Origin of the sequence: Paraburkholderia sp. IW21 (assembly GCF_041321145.1) — a bacterium.
Taxonomy (GTDB): domain Bacteria; phylum Pseudomonadota; class Gammaproteobacteria; order Burkholderiales; family Burkholderiaceae; genus Paraburkholderia.
This window is the reverse complement of the sequence record NZ_JBGGWA010000011.1, coordinates 88,485-109,724: the sequence shown is the minus strand read 5'-3', so window position 1 is coordinate 109,724 and position 21,240 is coordinate 88,485. Positions and strand designations below refer to the sequence as shown.

Annotated in this window: 17 protein-coding genes, 1 pseudogene and 1 riboswitch; of the genes and pseudogenes, 11 read left to right on the top strand and 7 right to left on the bottom strand. The window is 61.9% G+C overall.

The features are described from left to right. Positions 1–264 precede the first annotated feature (264 nt). The 5 genes from ACAX43_RS24465 to ACAX43_RS24445 all read left to right on the top strand — a co-directional run bounded on the left by ACAX43_RS24465 (position 265) and on the right by ACAX43_RS24445 (position 7,141). Positions 265–675: a GreA/GreB family elongation factor gene (locus ACAX43_RS24465; RefSeq protein ID WP_370710985.1), complete on the top strand. Its 411-nt coding sequence runs from the start codon at positions 265–267 to the stop codon at positions 673–675. Positions 676–829: 154 nt separating this feature from the next. After that, a riboswitch (TPP riboswitch) is annotated at positions 830–948 on the top strand. Positions 949–1,040: 92 nt separating this feature from the next. Then, the gene (thiC, locus tag ACAX43_RS24460) at positions 1,041–2,972 is read left to right on the top strand and encodes a phosphomethylpyrimidine synthase ThiC (RefSeq protein WP_370710984.1); all 1,932 of its coding nucleotides are present in this window, start codon (positions 1,041–1,043) and stop codon (positions 2,970–2,972) included. A gap of 378 nt (positions 2,973–3,350) precedes the next feature. After that, positions 3,351–3,839 (top strand): hypothetical protein, encoded by a 489-nt coding sequence (locus ACAX43_RS24455; protein ID WP_370710983.1) that lies wholly within the window; start codon positions 3,351–3,353, stop codon positions 3,837–3,839. A gap of 322 nt (positions 3,840–4,161) precedes the next feature. Continuing rightward, positions 4,162–5,760: an L-lactate permease gene (locus ACAX43_RS24450; protein WP_370710982.1), complete on the top strand. Its 1,599-nt coding sequence runs from the start codon at positions 4,162–4,164 to the stop codon at positions 5,758–5,760. A 454-nt stretch (positions 5,761–6,214) separates the two neighbouring features. Beyond that, positions 6,215–7,141 carry a DMT family transporter gene (locus ACAX43_RS24445; RefSeq protein WP_370710981.1) on the top strand — a complete coding sequence of 309 codons (927 nt, stop codon included), beginning with the start codon at positions 6,215–6,217 and terminating at the stop codon, positions 7,139–7,141. Between the two features lie 273 nt (positions 7,142–7,414). Here the strand turns inward: ACAX43_RS24445 and bamC are convergent, their stop codons facing one another. Then, complete coding sequence (gene bamC, locus ACAX43_RS24440) at positions 7,415–8,650, bottom strand: outer membrane protein assembly factor BamC (protein WP_370710980.1); 1,236 nt, start codon at positions 8,648–8,650, stop codon at positions 7,415–7,417. Between the two features lie 457 nt (positions 8,651–9,107). Between bamC and ACAX43_RS24435 the strand changes: the two genes are divergently transcribed. Beyond that, on the top strand, positions 9,108–9,572 hold the full coding sequence (locus ACAX43_RS24435; RefSeq protein ID WP_370710979.1) for a DUF2844 domain-containing protein: 465 nt from the start codon (positions 9,108–9,110) through the stop codon (positions 9,570–9,572). A gap of 66 nt (positions 9,573–9,638) precedes the next feature. On the opposite strand, the gene ACAX43_RS24430 is transcribed toward ACAX43_RS24435, so the two are convergent. Beyond that, a complete protein-coding gene (locus ACAX43_RS24430) occupies positions 9,639–9,878 on the bottom strand; it encodes a hypothetical protein (protein WP_370710978.1) in 240 nt (79 codons plus the stop codon). Between ACAX43_RS24430 and ACAX43_RS24425 the strand changes: the two genes are divergently transcribed. Further along, entirely contained in the window at positions 9,877–10,893 is a 1,017-nt protein-coding gene (locus tag ACAX43_RS24425; RefSeq protein ID WP_370710977.1) for a DUF3443 domain-containing protein, read from the top strand. The two genes, ACAX43_RS24430 and ACAX43_RS24425, sit on opposite strands and share 2 nt — an antisense overlap. 260 nt (positions 10,894–11,153) lie before the next feature. Beyond that, positions 11,154–13,025, top strand: coding sequence for a glycosyl transferase family 1 (locus ACAX43_RS24420; RefSeq protein WP_370710976.1), 1,872 nt, complete (start codon positions 11,154–11,156; stop codon positions 13,023–13,025). Between the two features lie 57 nt (positions 13,026–13,082). Here ACAX43_RS24420 and ACAX43_RS24415 read toward each other — a convergent pair whose 3' ends face one another. After that, entirely contained in the window at positions 13,083–13,676 is a 594-nt protein-coding gene (locus ACAX43_RS24415; protein WP_370710975.1) for a hypothetical protein, read from the bottom strand. A gap of 276 nt (positions 13,677–13,952) precedes the next feature. On the opposite strand from ACAX43_RS24415, the gene ACAX43_RS24410 reads away from it, so the two are divergent. The 3 genes and pseudogenes from ACAX43_RS24410 (at position 13,953) to leuA (ending at position 17,038) form a co-directional block, all read left to right on the top strand. Continuing rightward, positions 13,953–14,588: a cadmium resistance transporter gene (locus ACAX43_RS24410; RefSeq protein ID WP_370710974.1), complete on the top strand. Its 636-nt coding sequence runs from the start codon at positions 13,953–13,955 to the stop codon at positions 14,586–14,588. A gap of 52 nt (positions 14,589–14,640) precedes the next feature. Continuing rightward, positions 14,641–15,008: pseudogene (locus ACAX43_RS24405) on the top strand (class I SAM-dependent methyltransferase); the annotation flags it as partial. Positions 15,009–15,319: 311 nt separating this feature from the next. Next, the gene (leuA, locus tag ACAX43_RS24400; RefSeq protein ID WP_370710973.1) at positions 15,320–17,038 is read left to right on the top strand and encodes a 2-isopropylmalate synthase; all 1,719 of its coding nucleotides are present in this window, start codon (positions 15,320–15,322) and stop codon (positions 17,036–17,038) included. Between the two features lie 127 nt (positions 17,039–17,165). Here leuA and ACAX43_RS24395 read toward each other — a convergent pair whose 3' ends face one another. The 4 genes from ACAX43_RS24395 to hydA all read right to left on the bottom strand — a co-directional run bounded on the left by ACAX43_RS24395 (position 17,166) and on the right by hydA (position 21,218). Next, the gene (locus ACAX43_RS24395; RefSeq protein ID WP_370710972.1) at positions 17,166–17,933 is read right to left on the bottom strand and encodes an amino acid ABC transporter ATP-binding protein; all 768 of its coding nucleotides are present in this window, start codon (positions 17,931–17,933) and stop codon (positions 17,166–17,168) included. Beyond that, entirely contained in the window at positions 17,933–18,610 is a 678-nt protein-coding gene (locus ACAX43_RS24390; RefSeq protein WP_370710971.1) for an amino acid ABC transporter permease, read from the bottom strand. Before ACAX43_RS24390 ends, ACAX43_RS24395 begins: the two co-directional genes overlap by 1 nt. Positions 18,611–18,632: 22 nt before the next feature. After that, on the bottom strand, positions 18,633–19,415 hold the full coding sequence (locus ACAX43_RS24385) for an amino acid ABC transporter substrate-binding protein (RefSeq protein WP_370710970.1): 783 nt from the start codon (positions 19,413–19,415) through the stop codon (positions 18,633–18,635). A 351-nt stretch (positions 19,416–19,766) separates the two neighbouring features. Continuing rightward, on the bottom strand, positions 19,767–21,218 hold the full coding sequence (gene hydA, locus ACAX43_RS24380) for a dihydropyrimidinase (RefSeq protein WP_370710969.1): 1,452 nt from the start codon (positions 21,216–21,218) through the stop codon (positions 19,767–19,769). Positions 21,219–21,240: the final 22 nt, after the last annotated feature.

Below are 21,240 nucleotides of genomic sequence, written 5' to 3'. Positions count from 1 at the left end.
CTTTCGCTTTCTGCCGGTTACACCGATGCGCTTTCCGATCTCCCGTGCCTTCAACCGCTTGCGCCCCCGCCGCGCAGCCGGTGGCGCGCGCGCGGACGTATCAGCGCCTCACGCCGGCCAGCCGTTCCGAACGCTCCCGCTTCTCGCCGCCCGGCGCCCGATCTAACGCAGCTCCCTCCATCGCCGGGGCCGCGTCGTCGGGTTCCGGGCCGATCTCATCCGCACGCTGTTCCCTTACATGCAGATCGAATTGGAGTACCCGTCATGAAAAAGACGAAAACCTGTTACCTCACCGAACTCGACGTCGCCCGTCTTGAAAAGCACGCGGCCGCGCCCGGCGCCGACGCCAAATTGCAAGACATGCTCGACGACGTTCTCGAACGCGCCGTGATCGTCGAATCGCGCGATATCCCCGCGAATGTCGTCACGATGAATTCGCAAGCCACGCTGGTCGACGAAACCAGCGGCGAACAGATGACCTGGACGGTCGTCTATCCGCCCGACGCGGACTTCGAGCACGGCCGCCTGAACGTGTTTTCGCCCGTTGGCCTTGCCTTGCTCGGCGCCAAACGCGGCGAACGCATCCGCTTCACGCCGCCGAGCGGCACGGAGAAAGTGCTGAAGCTCGAAAAAATCCTGTTTCAACCTGAAGCCGCCGACGATTTCACGCTGTAAGCAAAGCACGCCCGCCTCCCAACGCTACTGCGCCGTAGCATGCCAGGCAGCCCTATCACAATAAGAATAGTGCGCGGCTGACCGGCGTTATCTCCGATATCTGACTTTTTCAAGACGGGTTGCCAAGCAGCGCCCCGGCGGTGTATCGTGTGCGCTGCTAACGCGGGGGTCCTGCGTGGCACGGAGGTAGGAGGTCCGTGTTGCGTGGGTGAGAAATACCCTTTGAACCTGATCTGGATAATGCCAGCGCAGGGAAGCGTACGGATTTCGCACCGGGTCTACTGTTTCATCTCTCGCGACTTCCGACTACTTCCGTCTCGTCTCCTGCTTAGCCGCCCCACATTGCTTTGCATGAGGAGATATGCATGAACGCCAACCCGAAGTTCCTTTCCGCCGACGCCCACGTCGATGCCGCCGCTGTCGCGCCGCTGCCGAATTCCCGCAAGGTCTACGTGACCGGCTCGCGCCCCGATATCCGCGTGCCGATGCGCGAAATCTCCCAGGCCGATACGCCGGATAGCTTTGGCGGCGAGAAGAATCCGCCGGTCTTCGTCTACGATACGTCGGGCCCCTACTCCGATCCGGAAGCCAAAATCGACATCCGCGCCGGTCTGCCCGCGCTGCGTCAAGCCTGGATCGAAGAGCGCGGCGACACCGAAGCGCTGACGGGTCTGTCGAGCGACTTCAGCCGCGAACGCGCCGCCGATACCGCGACCGCCGATCTGCGCTTCAAAGGCCTGCACCGCACGCCGCGCCGCGCGATCGCCGGCAAGAACGTCTCGCAGATGCACTACGCGCGCCAGGGCATCGTCACGCCGGAAATGGAATACATCGCGATTCGCGAGAACCAGCAGCGCGCCGCGTACCTGGAAAGCCTGAAAACGAGCGGTCCGAACGGCGAAAAGCTCGCCGCGATGATGGGCCGCCAGCATCCGGGCCAGGCGTTCGGTGCGAGCGCATTCGGTCCCGACGGCCTGAAGGAAATCACCGCCGAATTCGTGCGCGAAGAAGTCGCCCGCGGCCGCGCGATCATCCCGAACAACATCAACCACCCGGAAAGCGAGCCGATGATTATCGGCCGCAACTTCCTCGTGAAGGTGAATGCGAACATCGGCAACTCGGCGGTGACGTCGTCAATTGGCGAAGAAGTCGACAAGATGACGTGGGCGATCCGCTGGGGCGGCGACACGGTGATGGATCTGTCCACCGGCAAGCACATCCACGAAACGCGTGAGTGGATCATCCGCAATAGCCCGGTACCGATCGGCACGGTACCGATCTATCAGGCGCTGGAAAAAGTCAACGGCAAGGCCGAAGACCTGACGTGGGAAATCTTCCGCGACACGCTCATCGAACAAGCCGAACAAGGCGTCGACTACTTCACGATCCACGCGGGCGTGCGTCTGCAATACGTGCCGCTGACGGCCAAGCGCATGACCGGCATCGTGTCGCGCGGCGGTTCGATCATGGCGAAGTGGTGTCTGGCTCACCACAAGGAAAGCTTCCTGTACGAGCACTTCGAAGACATTTGCGAAATCATGAAGGCGTATGACGTGGCCTTCTCGCTCGGCGACGGCCTGCGTCCCGGCTCGATCTACGATGCCAACGACGAAGCGCAACTCGGCGAACTGAAGACGCTCGGCGAACTCACGCAGATCGCCTGGAAGCACGACGTGCAGACGATGATCGAAGGCCCGGGCCACGTGCCGATGCAGCTCATCAAGGAAAACATGGACCTGCAACTGGAATGGTGCGACGAAGCACCTTTCTACACGCTGGGACCGTTGACCACCGATATCGCTCCGGGCTACGACCACATCACGTCAGGCATCGGCGCTGCGATGATCGGCTGGTTCGGCACTGCGATGCTCTGCTACGTCACGCCGAAGGAGCACCTCGGTTTGCCGAACAAGGACGACGTCAAGACCGGCATCATCACCTACAAGCTCGCCGCGCACGCCGCCGATCTGGCGAAGGGCCATCCGGGCGCGCAGGTGCGTGACAATGCGTTGTCGAAGGCGCGTTTCGAATTCCGTTGGGAAGACCAGTTCAATCTCGGTCTCGACCCGGACAAGGCACGCGAATTCCATGACGAAACCTTGCCGAAGGATTCCGCCAAGGTTGCGCACTTCTGCTCGATGTGCGGCCCGCACTTCTGCTCGATGAAGATCACGCAGGACGTGCGCGAGTTCGCAGCGCAACAAGGCCTTTCCGACGACGATGCACTGAAGAAAGGCATGGAAGTGAAGTCGATCGAGTTCATGAAGAAAGGCGCTGAGATTTATCAGCGGCAGTGAGGTCGGAAGGTTCGGATCGCGGGCGCACTAGGACGCGTGCGCCATCAGCGCTCTCTGCATCACTGCATTGCAGTATGGAAGCCCGCCACTGGCGGGCTTTTGCGTTTCTGGGCGGCCTGACACACCGCATGCCAGGCGCCAGGGAACATGTGATTACGAAACCCGATAGTTTGCTGACAAGCTCACCCATCTGAATACCGGCCGGGGCGAAACGATCAAATGTATGGACGGCGCGGAGTGTCCCGGTCGCGGCGGGAGACGCTCCGCAATGAGGTGAAATAAGCCGTTACGGTTTTGCAATCCTCCTGGCGCTCCGGCGGCGTAAGCTCAAGCCATGACGCCCCGGATGGCGGCGTCCGATGTAACCAGGAGCGCGTCATGAAGTCCCCCGTCATCAACTCGTTTTGCGCGATCCGCCCGCGGCTGCCGCGCGGCTTGCCCCGTATTGCACAAGCAGGGATTGCGCTCACCGGCGCGGCCTGCATGCTGACCTTGTCCGGCTGCTATTACCCTTACGGCTACTATCCGGGCTACTACCCGTACTACGCCACGGTCCCGGCAGCCGGCGCCCAGCGCGAAGTACCCGTAGGGACTGCCGGCGACCCGGCAAGTCAGCAACAACAGCAGGCTCAAGCGGCGCAGCAAGCGCAAGCCAATTCGCAAACCCTGCCGCCTGCCTACGTGGTCGCTCAACCGCCACCCGTGTATGTTGCGCCGGCTTATCCCGCCTACTATCCGCCTCCTGTTTACCCCGCCTACTACGGGTATCCGGGCTGGTATGGGCCGTCTGTCTCGATCGGCTTCGGTTTCGGCGGCTATTGGGGGCGCGGCCACGGCGGATGGGGTGGTCACGGCCACTATCACTGAGTCGTGCTGCCCCGACTTACCCGCCGTGCCCCTCGTACGATGCGGGCGCATGGCGAGTCCGGGCTTTCCAGCGCACGCATCATGACGTGCCCCGCCCGGCCCGCACGACGCTGCGCGCGCCTTTCTTCCCTCCTTCGCCCGTAGTTTCCCTTCTTGACGCCCTACGCCCGGGCTCTATGCTTGGGGAAGCCACACAGTACTCGTTTAAATATGCGAACCGGCGCGTCATGCAAGCGTCGCGGACGCCCATCCGTCATGCCATAGCGACGCGCCCGCAGTGCGTGGTCTTGCGTCGAGTTCGAACAACAACGAAGGAGACGCGATGTTTCACCAACTACTCACACCCGTCGGCAATTCGCTATTGCCATCGTTTCTTGTCGCCGCGCTGCCGATCATCGTCGTTCTGCTACTGCTTGGCTGGGCGCGCAGGCCGGCCTGGCAGGCGTCGCTCGCGGGACTGATCGTCGGCTTCATCGTGGCGGTCTTCTTTTGGCAATTTCCAGTGGGGCTTGCGGTCGATTCGGTGGCCAACGGCGTGGTGTTCGCCTGCTGGCCGGTGATGTGGATCGTGTTCGCGGCGATCCTGCTGTACAACATCGCGCAACGCTCAGGCCGCTTCGCGGCTTTCCGCATGTGGATGATCGACAATCTGCCGAACGACCGGCGCGTCGTGCTGGTCGTGGTCGGCTTCTCGTTCGGCGCGCTGCTCGAAGGGATTTCCGGTTTCGGCACGCCGGTTGCGATCACCAGTTCGCTGCTGATCCTGCTGGGCTTCCCCACACTCGAGGCGCTGACCTTCACGCTCATCTTCAACACCGCGCCGGTCGCGTTCGGCGCGCTCGGCGTGCCGATCACCGTGCTCGGCGCGGTCACGCACCTGCCGGCCGACTCGCTTGCGAAGATGGTCGGCCGCCAGTTGCCGTTCTTCGCGTTCCTGCTGCCGTTCTATGTGATCGGCGTGTATGCAGGCTTTCGCAACATGCTGCGCGTGTGGCCGGTGCTGCTGGTGTCGGGCGCGAGCTTCGCGCTGACGCAGTTCGTCGCATCGAACTACGTGAACTACAGCTTGACCGATGTGTTGTCGTCGATGATGTCGCTGATTCTGACCATCGCGTTTCTGCGCGTGTGGAAGCCGGCGGCCGATCCCAAATTCGCGATCAATATCGACCGTGTCGGCGAGGTGCGCGGCAAAATCGGCGGCACCCAGGGATGGTATCCGTGGATCATCGTCTCGGTGGTGGTGATCATCTGGACCGTCGCCAAAATTTTCCTGATCGGCGACGTCAAGGTGCCGTGGCCGGGACTCGACAAGGCGGTGTTCATCACGCTGTATAACACCCCGTACGGCGCGACCTGGGACTTCCAGCCGTTGGCGACCGGCACGGCGATTCTGGTGGCCGCCATCATCACGTCTTTCGTGGTGAGGCTCGGCGCGCGCGAATTCGGCGCGGCCATCGTCGACACGTGGGTCCAGACGCGCATTGCCATTCTGACGGTGGCGACGATTGTCGGCCTCGCCTATCTGATGAATTACTCGGGGCTCACTTATACGCTCGGGCTGGGTGCCGCGTCGGTTGGAGCGTTCTTTCCGCTGGTGTCGGCATTTCTTGGCTGGGTCGCGGTGTTCCTGTCCGGCAGCGATACATCGGGCAATGCGCTGTTCGGCAACCTGCAGGTGGTGGCGGCCCATCAGCTGAACCTCAACCCGATCCTGATGGCGGCGACCAATTCGTCGGGCGGCGTGATGGGCAAGATGATCTCGCCGCAAAACATCTCGACCGGCGTGGCGACGACCGAACTCAAAGGCAAGGAAGGCGTCGTGTTCGCCAAGACCTTCAAGCATTCGATTCTGTTGACGGTGGTACTCGGCGTGCTGGTATGGCTGCAACAGAATTTCCTGCAGGGGATGATTCCGCACTGAGGTGTGCGTGCTCGCACGCTGGTTGGATGCAGCGGGCCAACGCCTTGGCGTCGTCAATGCCGGCGCGACGGGCCCGCTCCGCTAGCTGACCTCTAAGTGGATTAATCGGCGGGCGCACCCCCAGGGTGCGCCCCCCTCCTTTTAAAGATAAGGTCCACCCGCCCCAAGCGGGCCGCGCTGCTGGTGCACTGCCGTAAAATAACTCACGTCCCCGGAACACACCCCTCCCCGGGTCCGCCTGCGCCTCTCAATCGCGTCAAATTCATCGTAATTTTTCTCACAACAGCGTGAAAATTGTTCGTTTTGCGGACGCCTCGGTTACGCTTACGATCACGACTATCAAACGCCCTCCTCCCTCGAATCTTGCCGTTTCATTCCTGCCTGAAACGTTTCGCGCGATCGCGCTGCTACGATGCACAGGCGTCTCGACTCAACCGCGCGCGGCGCCACCACGATGAATGCTAAAAACCTGCTGCAGTTGTTATTCCTGGCCGCCCTATGGGGCGCCTCGTTTCTGTTTATCCGCGTCGGTGTGAGCGACTTCGGCGTCGCACCGCTCATGGCGCTGCGTGTCGGCATCGGCGCCGTCTTCCTCTCGGTGGTACTGATCGCGCGGCGGCCGCTGCGCCAGTCCGCCGCGATTCTGAGCACGCGCGCGTTGCCGCTGCTGGTGGTCGGCATCCTGAATTCGGCGGCGCCGTTCTGCCTGTTCGCGTATGCCGAGCTGACGCTGTCGGCGGGTGTGACGTCCGTGATCAATGCGACCACGCCGCTATGGGGCGCGGTCGTCGGCTTTCTATGGCTGCGCGATCGCCTGAGCGCGCTGCGCACGCTCGGTCTCGTGATTGGCTTTCTCGGCGTCTTGATGCTGGTGTGGGATCAGATCGCCTCACCGAACGGCTCGGCCGCCACACCGCTTACCACGGCACTCGCGGCCGCCGCGGCACTCGGCGCCACACTGCTGTACGGCATCGCAGCCAATTACACGAAGCGTCACCTCACCGGCGTCGACGCATTGACGATCGCGGCTGGCACGATGATCGGCGCCACCGTCGTGCTGCTGCCGCTCGCGGTGATCTATTGGCCGGCTGCGCCGATCTCGCTGCACGCCTGGGGCGCGGTGATTGCGCTGGGCGTCGCGTGTACCGGCGTTGCGTACATGCTGTTCTTCCACCTGATCGCGGTGGCAGGGCCGGCGCGCGCGATTACGGTGACCTTCGTGATTCCGATTTTCGGCATTCTGTGGGGCGCGCTGTTTCTCGGCGAAAACGTGTCGCCGGGCATGCTGGAAGGCTGCGGCGTGATTCTCGTCGGCACTGCGCTTGCCACCGGCGTGATCAAACGTCTACCGTGGGCCGGGCCGCGCCGCGCCGACACCTGACCCGCTGGGCGGCGCGTCCGGCGTCGCCCTCTCTTTCCCCTCCGCATCGGGCCAACTCGCCGCCCACACCCGGTAAGGGATCACGTCGAACATGGCCACCTCCCGTTGAGATCCGGTTCATGCCGGTGTTTCATACGGAAGCAAAACACGCGCACGCAAGGGCTGCGGTCTATGGATCGTGGCGTGAGAGAAAATCTGGGCATGAAAAAACCCGCCCGGACTGTATTCCGGGCGGGTTTTCAAACAGCGTTTTGCTGCGTGCTACGACTTCGCTCAGTGCAACTGGTCGACCATCAGACTCATGATCTGCTTGGCCTGCGGGCTCTGATCGATACCGCCCTTGTCGTCGACCACGGCCACACGGGTCTGGTCAGGCGTCACCGCGCGCACGTTCACACGATACTGCTTGGCGACCTTTTCCTTCCTGCCGTGGAACACCTGGCTCCAGAAGCCCTGCTCCGCCGAAGTCATATCCTTCGGATCGACGTAGCGCACGAAGTACAGCCCGCGGCTCGCATCGCGATCGTCGACGGTGAAGTTGCTGCGGTCGAGCGCGAGGCCCACGCGCAGCCAGGCACGGTCATACGGCTCGCCGAGCGTCAGCTCGGTGGACGAGAACTGTGCCGGCGTGCCGTTCGACGAGTTCGCATCCGGCATGGCCGGTTGTGCCGATAGCGCGACATTTTGCGCCGCCGTGGCCGCAGCCGCCGACTTCGCGCCCGCCGTAGCCGCGTTCGGTGCCGTTTGCGCGCCCGCCGGCGACATCTCGGCGCTTTGCGTTTCGCCTGACTTCGTGCGCGAATCGGCCAGCGCGAGCGCCGCCATCAGCCGCTTCAGGTATTCCTGTTCGAGGCCCGGATCGTTCGGCTTCGCTTCCCACTTGGTCGAATCGTTGTTCGGGCCGGTGATCGCCTCGCGCATGCCCTTCTGGCTGACAAACACGTAAGTGCCGCCGTTTGGCGCCTTTTCGAGACGCGTACGGTACTTGTTGCGCTCCGAGCTCACGTAGCTGTTGCCCATTGCCTTGGACAACGTATTGCGGATCAGGCCGTCGTTGATCTGCGCGTGCGTTTCGTTCCAGTCGGTTTCCATCACGCCCTTGTCGCGCTGGTCGACCACCAGCAGGAAGCCCTGCTCCTGCCAGAAGCGGCGAATCTGCGCCCAAGCCTGATCGGGCGCCTTGTTGTCGATCACGAGCCAGCTTTCCGTGCCGTCGCGCTGGATGTGCATGCCGCTGACCGGCGGCACCACCGCGAGGGTATTGCCGGCCGGTGCTTGCGCCTGGACCTGCTTGAGCGTGGACAACGAGGTTTCGCCGCCTTGCGGGGGCAACGAACGTTGATCGGACGTCTCATCGATCATGTTCGGCGGTACGGCAAGAGACACTTGCTTCGATTTCGAGTCGCTCTTGTAGTCGATTTTGGTCGGCGACGAGGTGCTGCAGCCGGCGACCAGACCGCCTGCCATCAGCATTACTGCAAACCGCTTGGTAAGACGAAGATCAGTCATGTTCGGGGAATCCTTCCGCTACGCCACGGCAAGTTTCCGTGGATCAACCCAACATTTTACCGATCCCGGCGAGTCGTGTGCAAAAACCGGGGTTTGCCTGCGAATTGAGCAGCGCGCGGCGGGTAAAACGCTTACGGCAGTGAAGAGCCTGGATACCGCTGAAGCACGCTGTCTGTCGCGAGTCCTCTTTGAAGAAAAACCCCCATTTCGCGGCAGCGATCATCCCCTTCGGCCCAGATTTAACAATCTACAACACTTCCTAATCGACCGTCAGGTATGCCCTACATCAACGTTAGGTCATTGTTTTAAAAGACACTTTCCGTCCTCGTCGTGCGTCCATTTTTGAGACCACCTGAAGTCAGGCAAAGCGTTCCTGACAACGATCAGGAAACCTGAGTGTTATCTTGAATTGGACATCTCAATAAAAATTTCGCGCCTGACTACGAGACAGATTGCCATGCCAGATCCCTGTTTTTCCCGGACCGTTGCCGCCTCGGTGACGGCAGTTGCTGTGCTGTTCGCAAACGCCGACGCGCGAGCCGAATTGGGTGGCACCGCGCCCATCCAGGCAGATTCGACAGCCGCCGCGCCTCAAACCTTGCTGAACGGCGCGCTGCGCGTGCGCACATCGACCGACGCGGGCAATACCACCATCAATGAGTACGCGACGAGTACCGGCCAGATCATCGCCTATACGTGGCAGGGCCCGACCATGCCGGACCTGCGCACGCTGCTGGGAACGTACACCGGCTCCTATCTGACAGGCGCCGCCACTTCGACGCCGGACGGCAATCTGCACGCCTCGCGGGTGGCCCGCCCCGACGTGATCGTGGAATCCGGCGGTCCGATGCGCGGCTATGTTGGGCGCGCATGGTTGCCCGCCGCACTGCCGCCCGGCGTCACAGCCGACGACTTCCGCTGACGCCGCGCACGTCATCAAGAAAACGCCTCGACGATCGATTGCCGACACCATCATGAAGACCCATTTTCATCTCCATGCCCTGCTTCTGGTTTGCGTGACACTCGTCGGTTGCGGCGGTGGCGGCGGCACGCCGGCTGACACGTCCCAAACAGGGTCGGCCAGCAGTCCGAGCGCCGCGAGCCCGTCGGCCGCCAGCGCGCCTTCCGGAAACGCCGTCTCCAGCGTGCCCCCCTCGGTGCCCCAGTCGAACACGCCGAACGTCCAGCCGATCACGGTCAGCACTGCACCGGGCCTGACGCGCAACATGCTGACCACCAGCGTTACAGTCTGCCAGCCCGGCACCGGCAACTGCGCGACGATCGACAACATTCAGGTCGACACCGGCTCGCATGGCTTGCGAATTCTCGCGTCCGCGCTGCCGGCGAGCCTCTCGCTGGCAGCAATAGGCTCGGGCAGCGGCATCACGGGCGAGTGCGCCGTATTCGGCGGGGGTTACACCTGGGGCGCGGTGCGCAACGCGGACGTGCGCATGGCCGGTCAGTTGGCCGCCGCGATTCCGATCCAGCTGATCTCCGACCCCTCGCTGCCCACCGTGCCCACCGATTGCGCGGGCTCGGGCCGGGCGATGCTGACCGTCTCCAGCCTGCGCGCCAACGGAATTCTCGGGGTCGGCCTGTTCGCGGCCGACTGCGGCAGCGGCTGTGTCAATACCGCGCTGCCGCGCTGGTATTACAGGTGCGACGCCAGCGGCGCCTGCCTCGCGAGCACGCAAGCGCTCGCGCAGCAGGTGACCAATCCGGTCAGCCGCTTCGCACTCGACAACAACGGCGTGGTGATCGACCTGCCGGCGATTGCCGACGCCGGCGCGGCCAGCGTGTCAGGCTCGATGATCTTCGGCATCGGCACGCAGGCGAACAACACGCTCGGCAGCGCGAGCGTGGTCAAGACGAATTCGCAGGGGTTCGTGGTCACCACCAGCGGCGGCCAGACTTATGCGCAAAGCTATGTCGACAGCGGCTCGAACGGGCTCTTCTTCAACAACAGCCAGTTGCCGCAATGCGGCTTCTGGTACTGCCCGAGTTCGACTCAGACGGCGCATGCCGCGATCGTGGGTACCGATGGCGCGTCGAACCCGGTGTCGTTTGCGATCGGTAATTCGGCCGCGCTGTTCGCGTCGTCGAATAACGCCTTCAACAACCTGGCCGGTATTGCCAGCAGCGGCTTCGGCTGGGGCCTGCCGTTCTTTTTCGGACGACGGGTCTACACGGCAATCGCGTCGCGCTTGACGTCGGCCGGCCCCGGTCCGTATTACGCGTTCTGAATGTTCGACATGGGAATCCGCCTTGCACAAGATAGTGCGCCAGGCGGATTCGCTTAGGCACCCAAGCTTACCCCCTACCACGTGCCAAACTCCCGCGCCGAAACAGAATAAAACCTACAGGCCAATGGAATTTTCCCGCACGGAAAATTCCCAAATTCTCATCCCGCGCTTATTTGATACGTCCTGACTGCAATAATCGTCGTTTCCGGCTAACGTCATCTCGATATCGTTAGTCCTGCATATCTAACAATAGTCAAACGATGGAAGTCACCTTTTCGCTCGACCAGTTCGAGCAACTCGTCTACACGCAGCAGCACGCACAAGCCTCCGTCCAGCTCATCGCCGCGCTGGCGCTGCTTCAACATAATCGTGGCGAGCTGGACGGCAGCTTCAAAGCCTCGGGCATGTCCGGCCTGTCTCCCGAAGAACAACGCCAGCGTTTCTGCACGCGCCTGACGAGCGCGGTATCGACATTGTTCGCCGCCCCGGATTTCCGGCCGCCCACCGAGTGCTTCAGATTGTTTCTCACGCTGCATGAATGGATCGGCATGCTGTTCTCGGCCACGGCGTCGGGCAATGCGGACCACGTGATCCGTCACCTGAATCCCCGTGGCCCGGCGGATGCGCAGTTTCTGCCGGGGGACAGCTTCATCGAGAAGCTATGCGTGCTCTATTCGACCGAGTCCGAACTGGAACTCGACTTCGCCGCGCTCTGGGCATACGACAAAACCATCGCCGCCTGTCTCGCCCTCGTATTGCTGGCGCCGATTTTCAAGGGCAGCGCGAGCGCGCACCTCAAGCGCGAGGCGCTGCTGGAGTGGCTGCCCGGCAGGCTGCAGCAGATCGACAACCTGGACGACCTGCCCTCGGCCCTGCTGCACAACGCGTATATGTTCTGCAGCTATGCCGACACGCCCCGGCGGCATGCGATCAAACAGGACATCAACGCGCTGGTGCGCCGCAAACTGGGCCAGTTGGGCTTGACCGATCTGCCCGCGCCGCAGCGCGCGCCTGCCAAGGATAAGCCGCGGCGCGGCAAGAAGCCGCTGATGGTGGTCGTGCTCGAATGGTTCAGCGGCGCCCATTCGATCTACCGCACGCACTCCCGCACGCTTGAAGCCGCGCGTGAGCATTTCGAGGTAGTGGGCTTCGGCTTCGGTTACGCCGTTGACGAAATCGGGCGGGACGTCTTCGACCGCTTCATCGAACTGGAGCAGCCGGACTATATCGGGGAGTGCCTGAAAACGATTCGCGACTTCGCCGAGGCCGAGCAGCCGGACGTGTTGTACATGCCGAGCGTCGGGATGTTCGTGCTCACGGTGTTCCTGTCCAACCTGCGCATCGCGCCGTTGCAGATTGCGGCGCTCGGCCATCCCGCCACCACGCATTCCGACAAGATCGACTACATCAGCGTCGAAGAAGATTATGTCGGCGATCCGGCCTGCTTCAGCGAACGCCTGATGAAGCTGCCGAAAGACGGGCAACCGTACCGCCCGTCCATCGCGCTGCCCGACATCGTCGCGCAGATTCCGCCGCGGCGCGAGCCGCTTCAGGTCGTCATCACCGCCAGTGCGATGAAGCTCAATCCCAGCTTTCTCGATGCTTGCCGCGCAATCGGCGAGCGTGCCGCGACGCCCGTTGAGTTTCACTTCATGAGCGGTGTGCCGTCGGGTCTGCCGTTCAACCGTCTGCGCGCGGTCATCGCACGTGCCGTACCGAACGCCGTCGTGCACGACTTTCACGATTACGCCGCGTATCTGGCGCGCGTCAATCAATCCGACCTGTTTCTCAGCCCGTTTCCGTTCGGCAACACCAACGGTATCGTCGACGCGTTGACGCTCGGCTTGCCCGGCGTATGCAAACGCGGCCAGGAAGTGTTCGAGCAGATCGACGGCGCGCTATTCGAGCGCGTGGGCATGCCGTCGTGGACCACCACGGACAGCGTCGAGGCTTACATCCTCGCGGCCGTGCGAATGATCGACCAGCATGACGAGCGCGCCGCGTTACGGCAACGCCTGATCGATACGCAGGCGGTGCAGCGCTGCTTCGAAGGACGGCCACAAGCGTTCGGCGAAAGCGTGCTGAAACTGATGCGCACAAACAAAAACCGCCACGCGAAGGCGACGGCTTGAGGTGTGCGGCTGATCTGGCGCAGACGAGAACCGCCCGCGCCAAGAGGAAGCGAGGCCCTACTCGGTGGCTTCGCTAGCAGCGTCATCGGCCGGCGCGGCGAGCTTCTCCGGTGCCAACCAGCTGAATACGTCCAGCGCGGAACCGTGGAACGTGCACTCGGCGGCAGCCGCCGTGGTGATTTTCTTCGGCTTTGCGGACTTGAGGGAGGCTGCGTCGGTCCCGGACGCGGCGAGGCTCGCCGAAGCAGTCGTAGCACCCGAAGTTGACGGGGCTGTCACGCCGGAGGCAGCGGAACCTGCGGATGCCACAGATGCCGCAGATGCCGCGCGCACAGCCGACGCCGCGCGCACGCCTGACGCTGTGCGAGGCCCATTCGCCACTTGTGCGGCGGAAGCGGCCTCGGATGCCGCCGAGGCGGCCGCAACCTCCGAAGCCGTCACCACATGCTCGATCGATCCTTCGACGACCACCCGCGAGCCGTCGATACCGGCGCCCGTATGCGCGATCTTCAGCGTATCCGACGACGTTTCAGCCAGCTTGCTTCGCATCAACTGCTCGCATGCATCCGAGTTCTTGTAGACGGCCGTGCAGGCCGCCAGCAGCGTGGCAGCGGTCGTGACGCAGGCGATAGAGAGAATCCGAATCTTCATTGATGTTCCGTTTTTCAAGCCGTCGGCAATTGTAGCTTACGGGCTGGCGGATGAGCACCGGGCCGGCAGCGGGGCGGCTTCGCACCGCATGACGAAGAGCGAAAATCACAGCGTGCAAACGTCGCCCACGACAAAGCGACAGCTTGACTGCAACGCCTCGCATCGGCATCGTGTTGACCGGCCGCCAGGCCTCCGGCGCGCCACGGCCTCTTTCAATGGGTCCGCCTTCATGGGTGCAGATCCGTTTCCCCACTGTGCATCAACCGGCATTCCCGCATGTTCAGCCTTGCCCTGCTCGCCGTCGCGGCTTACGCGGCCACCAATATCGACAACCTGTTCGTGCTGCTCGCCTTCCTTGCGGAGAACGGCAGGCATCGGCGTCGCGTGATCGCCGGGCAATTTGCCGGTTCGCTGACCTTGATTGTGGGATCGATTCTGCTCGCCGCGTTGCTGACGCGCCTGCCCACCGGTTATGTCGGTTTGCTCGGCATCTTGCCGATCGGCGTGGGCCTGAGCAAAGCGTGGACACGCTTTCGCCCCGGCAGCGCGGATTGGGCGGAAGAGGCTCACGCTGCGGAGCGCGCCAATGCGCCGCCCATGCCGACCCGAGCTGATGGCGGCTCGTCATGGTGGACGGTCGCGTGCGTGGCGGTCGCCAACGGCTCGGACAATCTCGCCGTCTACGTGCCGTTGTACGCGAGTCATTCGCACGGCGAGGGCATGTTCATCTCGCTGGTGTTCGTCGCGATGATCGGGCTGTGGTGTGCAGGCGCGGTGTGGCTGGTGGAGCATCCGTTGCTGGGCGCGCCGATCCGGCGTTACGGCACCGCGCTGCTGCCATTGATCCTGCTGGTGATCGGCGTCTCGGTGATCGTGCAGAACGATACGTTGCGGATCGTGTTCGGCATCTGAGCGTCACATCGAACCATCGACCCGCGTGTCGGGCCATCGAATCGTCCGACGAGCGGACCAGTTCAGCGGCTTTCCGGCCGACAGCAGCATCGACCGGGTGCTGACCTTCCGTAATACTCATAACTGGATCAAGGACGGCCAGATCGACGCGAATCTGCGCGCCTTTTCGCGGCACTCAAACCGGGCGGCATCCTCGGCGTCGAGGAGCATCGCGCGGCGCCAGGCACCTCCTTGCAACAGACCATCGAGACAGGCTACGTCACCGAAGCCTATGTTATCGAACACGCGCGGGCGGCGGGTTTCGACTTGCTCGGCGAGAGCGAGGTGAACAGCAATCCGCGCGACACGAAAAACCATCCGAACGGCGTCTGGTCGCTGCCGCCCACGTACAAAGGCGGCGAGGTCGATCGAGCGAAATAGGCGGCAATCGGCAAATCGGATCGCATGACACTGCGGTTCGTGAAACCGGCCCATTGATTGAGGACGGCCCTTGACGCCGTCCTAATAATGTGTTTCCATTGCGCCCTATGTACCGCGCCCAGACCATCCTATCGCTACTACTAGTCCGCTCTACCGGGCTAGGTCTGCTGCTGCGCGCTTCCATCTGAATCACACGAAGCACCGCTCAATTCCCCAGTAACTGACCCAGCCCCGGTTTTCGACCGGCGGCCATGCTTTGTCTTTTCGTCGTCCGGTCGACACCCAGCTTGTCGAACCTACGGATGATGAAAATGTTGAAAAACCCCGCTACCCGATACCGCTCGTTCAAACCCATCAATTTGACGGACCGCCAGTGGCCGTCGCGCACCATCACCCGCGCGCCGATCTGGATGAGCACCGACCTGCGCGACGGCAACCAGGCGCTGTTCGAACCGATGAACGCGCAACGCAAGATGCGCATGTTCAAGACGCTGGTGCAGATCGGTTTCAAGGAAATCGAAGTCGCGTTTCCGTCCGCATCGCAGACCGACTTCAATTTCGTGCGTGAGCTGATCGAAGGCGGCCATATCCCCGACGACGTCACGATCGAAGTGTTGACGCAGGCTCGCGACGACCTGATCGAACGCACCTTCGAATCCTTGCGTGGCGCGCCGCGCGCGATCGTCCATCTGTATAACGCCACTGCGCCGGAATTCCGCCGCATTGTGTTCGGGCTGGAAAAGAGCGGCGTGAAAGAACTCGCGCAAAATGCCGCGCGCACGATGAAGCGTCTCGCCGATGCTTCGCCGCAAACCCACTTCACGCTGCAATACAGCCCGGAAGTGTTCAGCGGCACCGAACTCGAATTCGCAAAGGAGGTGTGCGACGCTGTGTTCGACATCTGGCAACCGACGCCCGAACACAAAGCGATCGTCAACCTCCCTGCTACCGTCGAAATGGCCACGCCGAACGTCTACGCGGACCAGATCGAGTGGATGCACCGCAATCTCGCACGTCGCGATTCCTTGATCGTTTCAGTGCATCCGCATAACGATCGGGGCACTGCGGTGGCTGCTGCGGAGCTGGCGGTCATGGCGGGCGCGGATCGTGTCGAAGGATGTTTGTTCGGCAATGGCGAACGTACCGGCAATGTGGATCTCGTCACGCTGGCTTTGAATCTGTACACCCAGGGCGTCGATCCTGAACTCGACTTTTCGAATATCAATGAAGTCGCGCGTACCGCCGAGGAATGCACGCAGTTGCCGGTGCATCCGCGTCATCCCTATGTTGGCGATCTGGTGTTCACCGCTTTCTCAGGCTCGCATCAGGATGCGATCAAGAAGGGTTTTGCCGTGCAGAAGCCGGACGCGATCTGGGAAGTGCCGTATATGCCGATCGATCCGAGCGATCTCGGGCGTACTTATGATTCGGTGATTCGCGTGAATAGCCAGTCAGGCAAGGGTGGGATTGCCTATCTGCTCGAGCAGAGCTACGGGGTGGTGTTGCCGCGGCGCCTGCAGGTTGATTTCAGCTCTGCTGTGCAGCGGTTTACCGATTCTAGCGGTCACGAAGTTACGCCTTCGCAGATCTGGGAATTGTTCCAGCAGGAGTATGTGCGGAGCGTCGCGCCGATTCACTATGTCGGGTATAGCCTGTCCGAGCGCGAGGGTCGCGAACATATCAAGCTCACTGTCGAGATTAATGGCTCGCGGCGCGTGCTGAGCGGTGAAGGTAATGGTCCTCTTGATGCGTTGATGCACGCGTTGGGGGTGCCTGTGCGGATTCAGCACTATGAAGAGCGGGCTTTGGCTCAGGGCGCGGATGCTCGCGCGGTGGCTGTTGCTGAGATGGCCGGGGCTGATGTGGCCGGGAGCGCGTTTGGGGTTGGTATTGATGCCAATCTGGTGACTGCTTCTATTCGGGCTGTTATTAGTGGTGTTAATCGGGCTTATGCACGGGTTAGTGGCGAGGCTCAGGGGCGGTTTTTTGAAGCTGCCTTCAGCGATGACGCGGAGCGGGTGGTGGTTTGAGGGTTTTTGGTCTGTTTACTTGATTTGTTTGTGGTCTATTAGTGTCCCCCCGTGCGGGGGGACCTATTTTTCTTTGCCTGCCGTGCTGCCTGCTTCTGTCGCCGACGGATCTTCTCTCTGGTTCGCACTATTCTGTCCACGCGTCCGGCAAGCTATGCGTTAGCGTCGACACGAACCGCTCAGTTTCCGGCTCGCGCGGATTCATGAAAATATCGCGTGACGGGCCCGCCTCTACCACCGCACCGTTATTCAGAAACACCACGTCTCGCGCAATCGTCGCGGCAAGCCGCAAGTCATGCGTCGCCATCAGCATCGTCATGCCCTCGGTGGCGAGTTGTTTGAGTACTTCCACCACTTCCACAGCAAGACCGGGATCGAGTGCCGATGTGGGTTCGTCGCACAGCAACACTTCCGGCGATGGTGCCAACGCTCGCGCAATCGCGACGCGCTGCTGTTGTCCACCGGAAAGCGTCGAAGGCCATGCGTCCGCCTTGTGCGCGATGCCGACCTTCTCCAGCAATTCGTCCGCACGCGCTCGCGCTTTTTCCTTGTCCCACTTCAGTACGGTCAGCAGGCCTTCCATCACGTTCTGCCGCACGGTCAGATGCGGAAACAACTGGAAATTCTGGAACACCATGCCGGTGCGGCGGCGAATCGTCAGCACCGTTTCGCGTGAAGGTCTGTGATCGCGGCTGAATTCGAGGCGCTGGTCGCCAAGTTCGAGTGAACCGGCTTCAGGAATTTCCAGCAGATTCACGCAGCGCAAGAGCGTGCTTTTGCCGCTGCCCGATGGGCCGATCAGCGCAGTGACGTTGCCCGAGGCGAGTTGGAGGTCCACCGAACTCAGCACCCGATTCTCGCCGAAATACTTGTCGATTTTTTCCAGTCGGATCATCAGTTGCCCGCCTGGAAAAGTGCGTGACGGCCAAACTTGCGTTCGAGCCTGACTTGCGCGGACGACAACACCGAACTGAACACCAGATACACGAGCGCCGCCTCGGTATAGAGAATCAACGGTTCATAGGTCACCGACGCGATCCGTTGTGCCGCCTGAAACACCTCGGGCACCGTCAATACCGCAGCGAGCGAGGTGTCCTTCACCAGCGCGATGAACGAATTCGACAGCGGCGGCAACGCCACGCGCGCCGCTTGCGGCAGGATGGCGCGGCGCAGTGCCTGCGCACGCGTCATGCCCATCGAATACGCCGCTTCCCACTGCCCCTTCGGGATCGACTCGATCACGCCGCGTATCACTTCCGAGTTATACGCGCCGACATTCAACGAAAACCCGATAATCGCTGCTGTCAACGGATCGAGCACGATGCCCACGTTCGGCAGTCCGTAGAAAATCACGAACAGTTGCACCAGTAACGGCGAGCCGCGAAACAGCCACACGTAGAAGCGCACGATCGCCACTGCCCACGCTGGCCCGAACAACCGGACCAGGGCGACAATGAACGCCAGCACGATCCCAATCGCGAACGATGCCAGCGTGAGCGGCACGGTGAAAACGAGCCCCGCATAGAGCAGGGGCCACAGTGACTGCACCATCAAATGCAACCATGCCGGCATGATTCAGACTCGCACGTGACGCTTATTTGGAAACGTCTTTACCGAAGTACTTTTGCGAGATTTTCGCGTAGGTGCCGTCTTTCTTGATGTCGGCGAGCGCCTTATCGATTGCGGCCAGCAGTTCCGGGTTGCCCTTGCGGATCAGCACCGCGGATTTGTCGCTGCTGTCCGACGAAGTATCGAGCGCAGCGATCTTCACCTTCGCATCCGGCTTGTGTTTCTTGAAGTCGAGGAACGACAGCGAATCATTGACGGTCGCATCGACGCGCCCAGACGTCAACAGATCGATCGATTCATTGAAGCCCTGCACAGGGATCACCTCCGCACCGTGCGCGGCGGCGATCTTGCCGAAATTGCTGGTCAGCGTGTTGGCCGACTTCTTGCCCTTCAGGTCGTCGAAATTCTTGATCGTGGTGTTATCCGAACGCACGATCAGCGCCGCGTGCGATGTAATGTACGGGTCGGAAAAATCGTATTTGGCTTTGCGTGCGTCGGTGACGGCGACTTCATTGATCACCGCATCGTAACGATTCACGTCGAGACCCGCGATCAGACCGTCCCACTTGCCTTCGACGAATTGCGGCTTGACGCCCAGGCGTTGCGCGATCGCCGTGCCGATCTCGACGTCGAAGCCCGTCAGCTTGTCGGATGCATCGTGAAACGTGAAAGGCGCATAGGTGCCCTCAGTGCCGATCTTGAACACGCCGGCGGCTTTGATTTGTGCGAGTTCGTCGGCGGCGAATGCCGAGCTGACGGTTACCGCTTGCAGCAGCGCGATAAGCAGAATGGAACGAATCGACTTCATCAGGTGGCTCCGTAAAGTTTGCTACGTCGGGTGAGTGGGCTTGTGTACGGCATTCCGCCGGCTGTCAGGGTCGGCAGAGTGGGCGGACTGTAGCAAACGGTCTGCCTTTTTACAAAGGATCAGGTTTCCGATCAATATGCGCTTGCGTGCTAAGTGGACAGCCAGGACATCTCATTCAACACGGAATTCGACTCTACAACAGATATGACAGACGCGGCATGCATCGCAACACGGAACACATGCCGCACGCCATCGGGGAAAACGCGGGAGGGGTGTCGCCGCTGCAACCGCGCGGCATTGAAAACGGGGCAAGCGGGCGGCATCACGGCCGCCCGCCAGATTGCAAACTGCTTACCGCTCCACCGGATGCGGCTCCTTGAGCTTGTTGGCCACCCGGATCGCATCGAAGTAAGCCGGATTCGGCGGGCGCTTCTGATAACGCCCGGCACCACGCACTGCCCGCAGTTCGCCATCGGTCCATGCAAGCGCGCCGCGCGTGAGCGTATGCATCGCCACGCCCTGCACCGTCATCCCTTCGAACACGTTGAAGTCGACCTTCTGATGATGCGTCTTCACCGAAATCGTCTTGCTTGCTTTCGGGTCCCACACCACCAGGTCGGCATCCGCGCCCACCTGTACCGCGCCTTTACGTGGATACAGGTTGAAAATCTGCGCGGCGTTGGTCGACGTAATGCGCACGAATTCATTCGGCGTGAGACGGCCTGAATTCACGCCGTGATGCCAGAGCACCGCCATACGATCCTCAACGCCGCCGCAGCCGTTCGGAATCTTCGTGAAGTCCTCGAGGCCCATGGCCTTCTGCGAGGCGCAGAACACGCAGTGATCCGTTGCGGTGGTGTGCAATTGACCTGCTTGCAGACCACGCCACAATGCCTCGCGATGCTCCGCGGAGCGGAACGGCGGGCTCATCACGTGCGCCGCCGCCCGCGTCCAGTCGGGATCGCGATACACCGCTTCGTCGATCACCAGATGGCCCGGCAGCACTTCGCCGAACACGCGCAGGCCTTCGCTGCGGGCGCGCGCAATCGCGTCGACCGCATCTTTCGAGGACACGTGGACGATATAAACCGGCACGCCCAGCACCTGCGCAATCCGAATCGCACGATTGGCGGCCTCGCCCTCCACTTCAGGCGGCCGTGACAACGGATGCGCCTCGGGACCTGTGAAGCCCTTGGCAAGCAACTGACGCTGCAACTGAAACACCAGTTCACCGTTTTCCGCATGCACGGTGGGCAGCGCGCCGAGTTCGAGCGAACGCGAGAAGCTGTTCACCAGCACTTCGTCGTCGGCCATGATCGCGTTCTTGTAGGCCATGAAGTGCTTGAAACTCGACACGCCGTGTTCATGCACCAGCGTGCCCATGTCGCGATAGACCGAATCGTCCCACCACGTCACCGCAACGTGAAAGCCGTAATCCGCCGAGGCCTTCTCCGCCCAGCCGCGCCATTCCTTGAAAGCCTCCATCAGCGGTTGCTTCGGACTCGGAATCACGAAGTCGATGATGCTGGTGGTGCCGCCCGATAAACCCGCGGCCGTGCCGGTATAAAAATCGTCGCTGGCCGTGGTGCCCATGAACGGCAATTCCATATGCGTATGCGGATCGATACCACCAGGCATCACATACTGCCCACCCGCATCAACGATCGTGGCGCCCGCGGGCGCCTCCAGGTCCGCTCCGATCTGCAGGATCGTGCCGCCGTCTTGCGGGTCCGCACACAACACATCGGCGCGATAAGTGTTCTCCGCATCGATAATCGTGCCGCCGCGAATCAGGGTCGTCATGTTGCCGCCTCCTTATGAACTG

What these genes read in the sequence shown, in the direction of transcription:
- bamC (WP_370710980.1), bottom strand. Translation starts at nt 8,650, where the DNA reads ATGACTGATCTTCGTCTTACCAAGCGGTTTGCAGTAATGCTGATGGCA.
- ACAX43_RS24390 (WP_370710971.1), bottom strand. Translation starts at nt 18,610, where the DNA reads ATGCCGGCATGGTTGCATTTGATGGTGCAGTCACTGTGGCCCCTGCTC.
- ACAX43_RS24435 (WP_370710979.1), top strand. Translation starts at nt 9,108, where the DNA reads ATGCCAGATCCCTGTTTTTCCCGGACCGTTGCCGCCTCGGTGACGGCA.
- ACAX43_RS24415 (WP_370710975.1), bottom strand. Translation starts at nt 13,676, where the DNA reads ATGAAGATTCGGATTCTCTCTATCGCCTGCGTCACGACCGCTGCCACG.
- hydA (WP_370710969.1), bottom strand. Translation starts at nt 21,218, where the DNA reads ATGACGACCCTGATTCGCGGCGGCACGATTATCGATGCGGAGAACACT.
- ACAX43_RS24450 (WP_370710982.1), top strand. Translation starts at nt 4,162, where the DNA reads ATGTTTCACCAACTACTCACACCCGTCGGCAATTCGCTATTGCCATCG.
- ACAX43_RS24395 (WP_370710972.1), bottom strand. Translation starts at nt 17,933, where the DNA reads ATGATCCGACTGGAAAAAATCGACAAGTATTTCGGCGAGAATCGGGTG.
- ACAX43_RS24420 (WP_370710976.1), top strand. Translation starts at nt 11,154, where the DNA reads ATGGAAGTCACCTTTTCGCTCGACCAGTTCGAGCAACTCGTCTACACG.
- ACAX43_RS24425 (WP_370710977.1), top strand. Translation starts at nt 9,877, where the DNA reads ATGCTGACCACCAGCGTTACAGTCTGCCAGCCCGGCACCGGCAACTGC.
- ACAX43_RS24410 (WP_370710974.1), top strand. Translation starts at nt 13,953, where the DNA reads ATGTTCAGCCTTGCCCTGCTCGCCGTCGCGGCTTACGCGGCCACCAAT.
- ACAX43_RS24445 (WP_370710981.1), top strand. Translation starts at nt 6,215, where the DNA reads ATGAATGCTAAAAACCTGCTGCAGTTGTTATTCCTGGCCGCCCTATGG.
- ACAX43_RS24385 (WP_370710970.1), bottom strand. Translation starts at nt 19,415, where the DNA reads ATGAAGTCGATTCGTTCCATTCTGCTTATCGCGCTGCTGCAAGCGGTA.
- ACAX43_RS24455 (WP_370710983.1), top strand. Translation starts at nt 3,351, where the DNA reads ATGAAGTCCCCCGTCATCAACTCGTTTTGCGCGATCCGCCCGCGGCTG.
- leuA (WP_370710973.1), top strand. Translation starts at nt 15,320, where the DNA reads ATGTTGAAAAACCCCGCTACCCGATACCGCTCGTTCAAACCCATCAAT.
- ACAX43_RS24430 (WP_370710978.1), bottom strand. Translation starts at nt 9,878, where the DNA reads ATGTTGCGCGTCAGGCCCGGTGCAGTGCTGACCGTGATCGGCTGGACG.
- ACAX43_RS24465 (WP_370710985.1), top strand. Translation starts at nt 265, where the DNA reads ATGAAAAAGACGAAAACCTGTTACCTCACCGAACTCGACGTCGCCCGT.
- thiC (WP_370710984.1), top strand. Translation starts at nt 1,041, where the DNA reads ATGAACGCCAACCCGAAGTTCCTTTCCGCCGACGCCCACGTCGATGCC.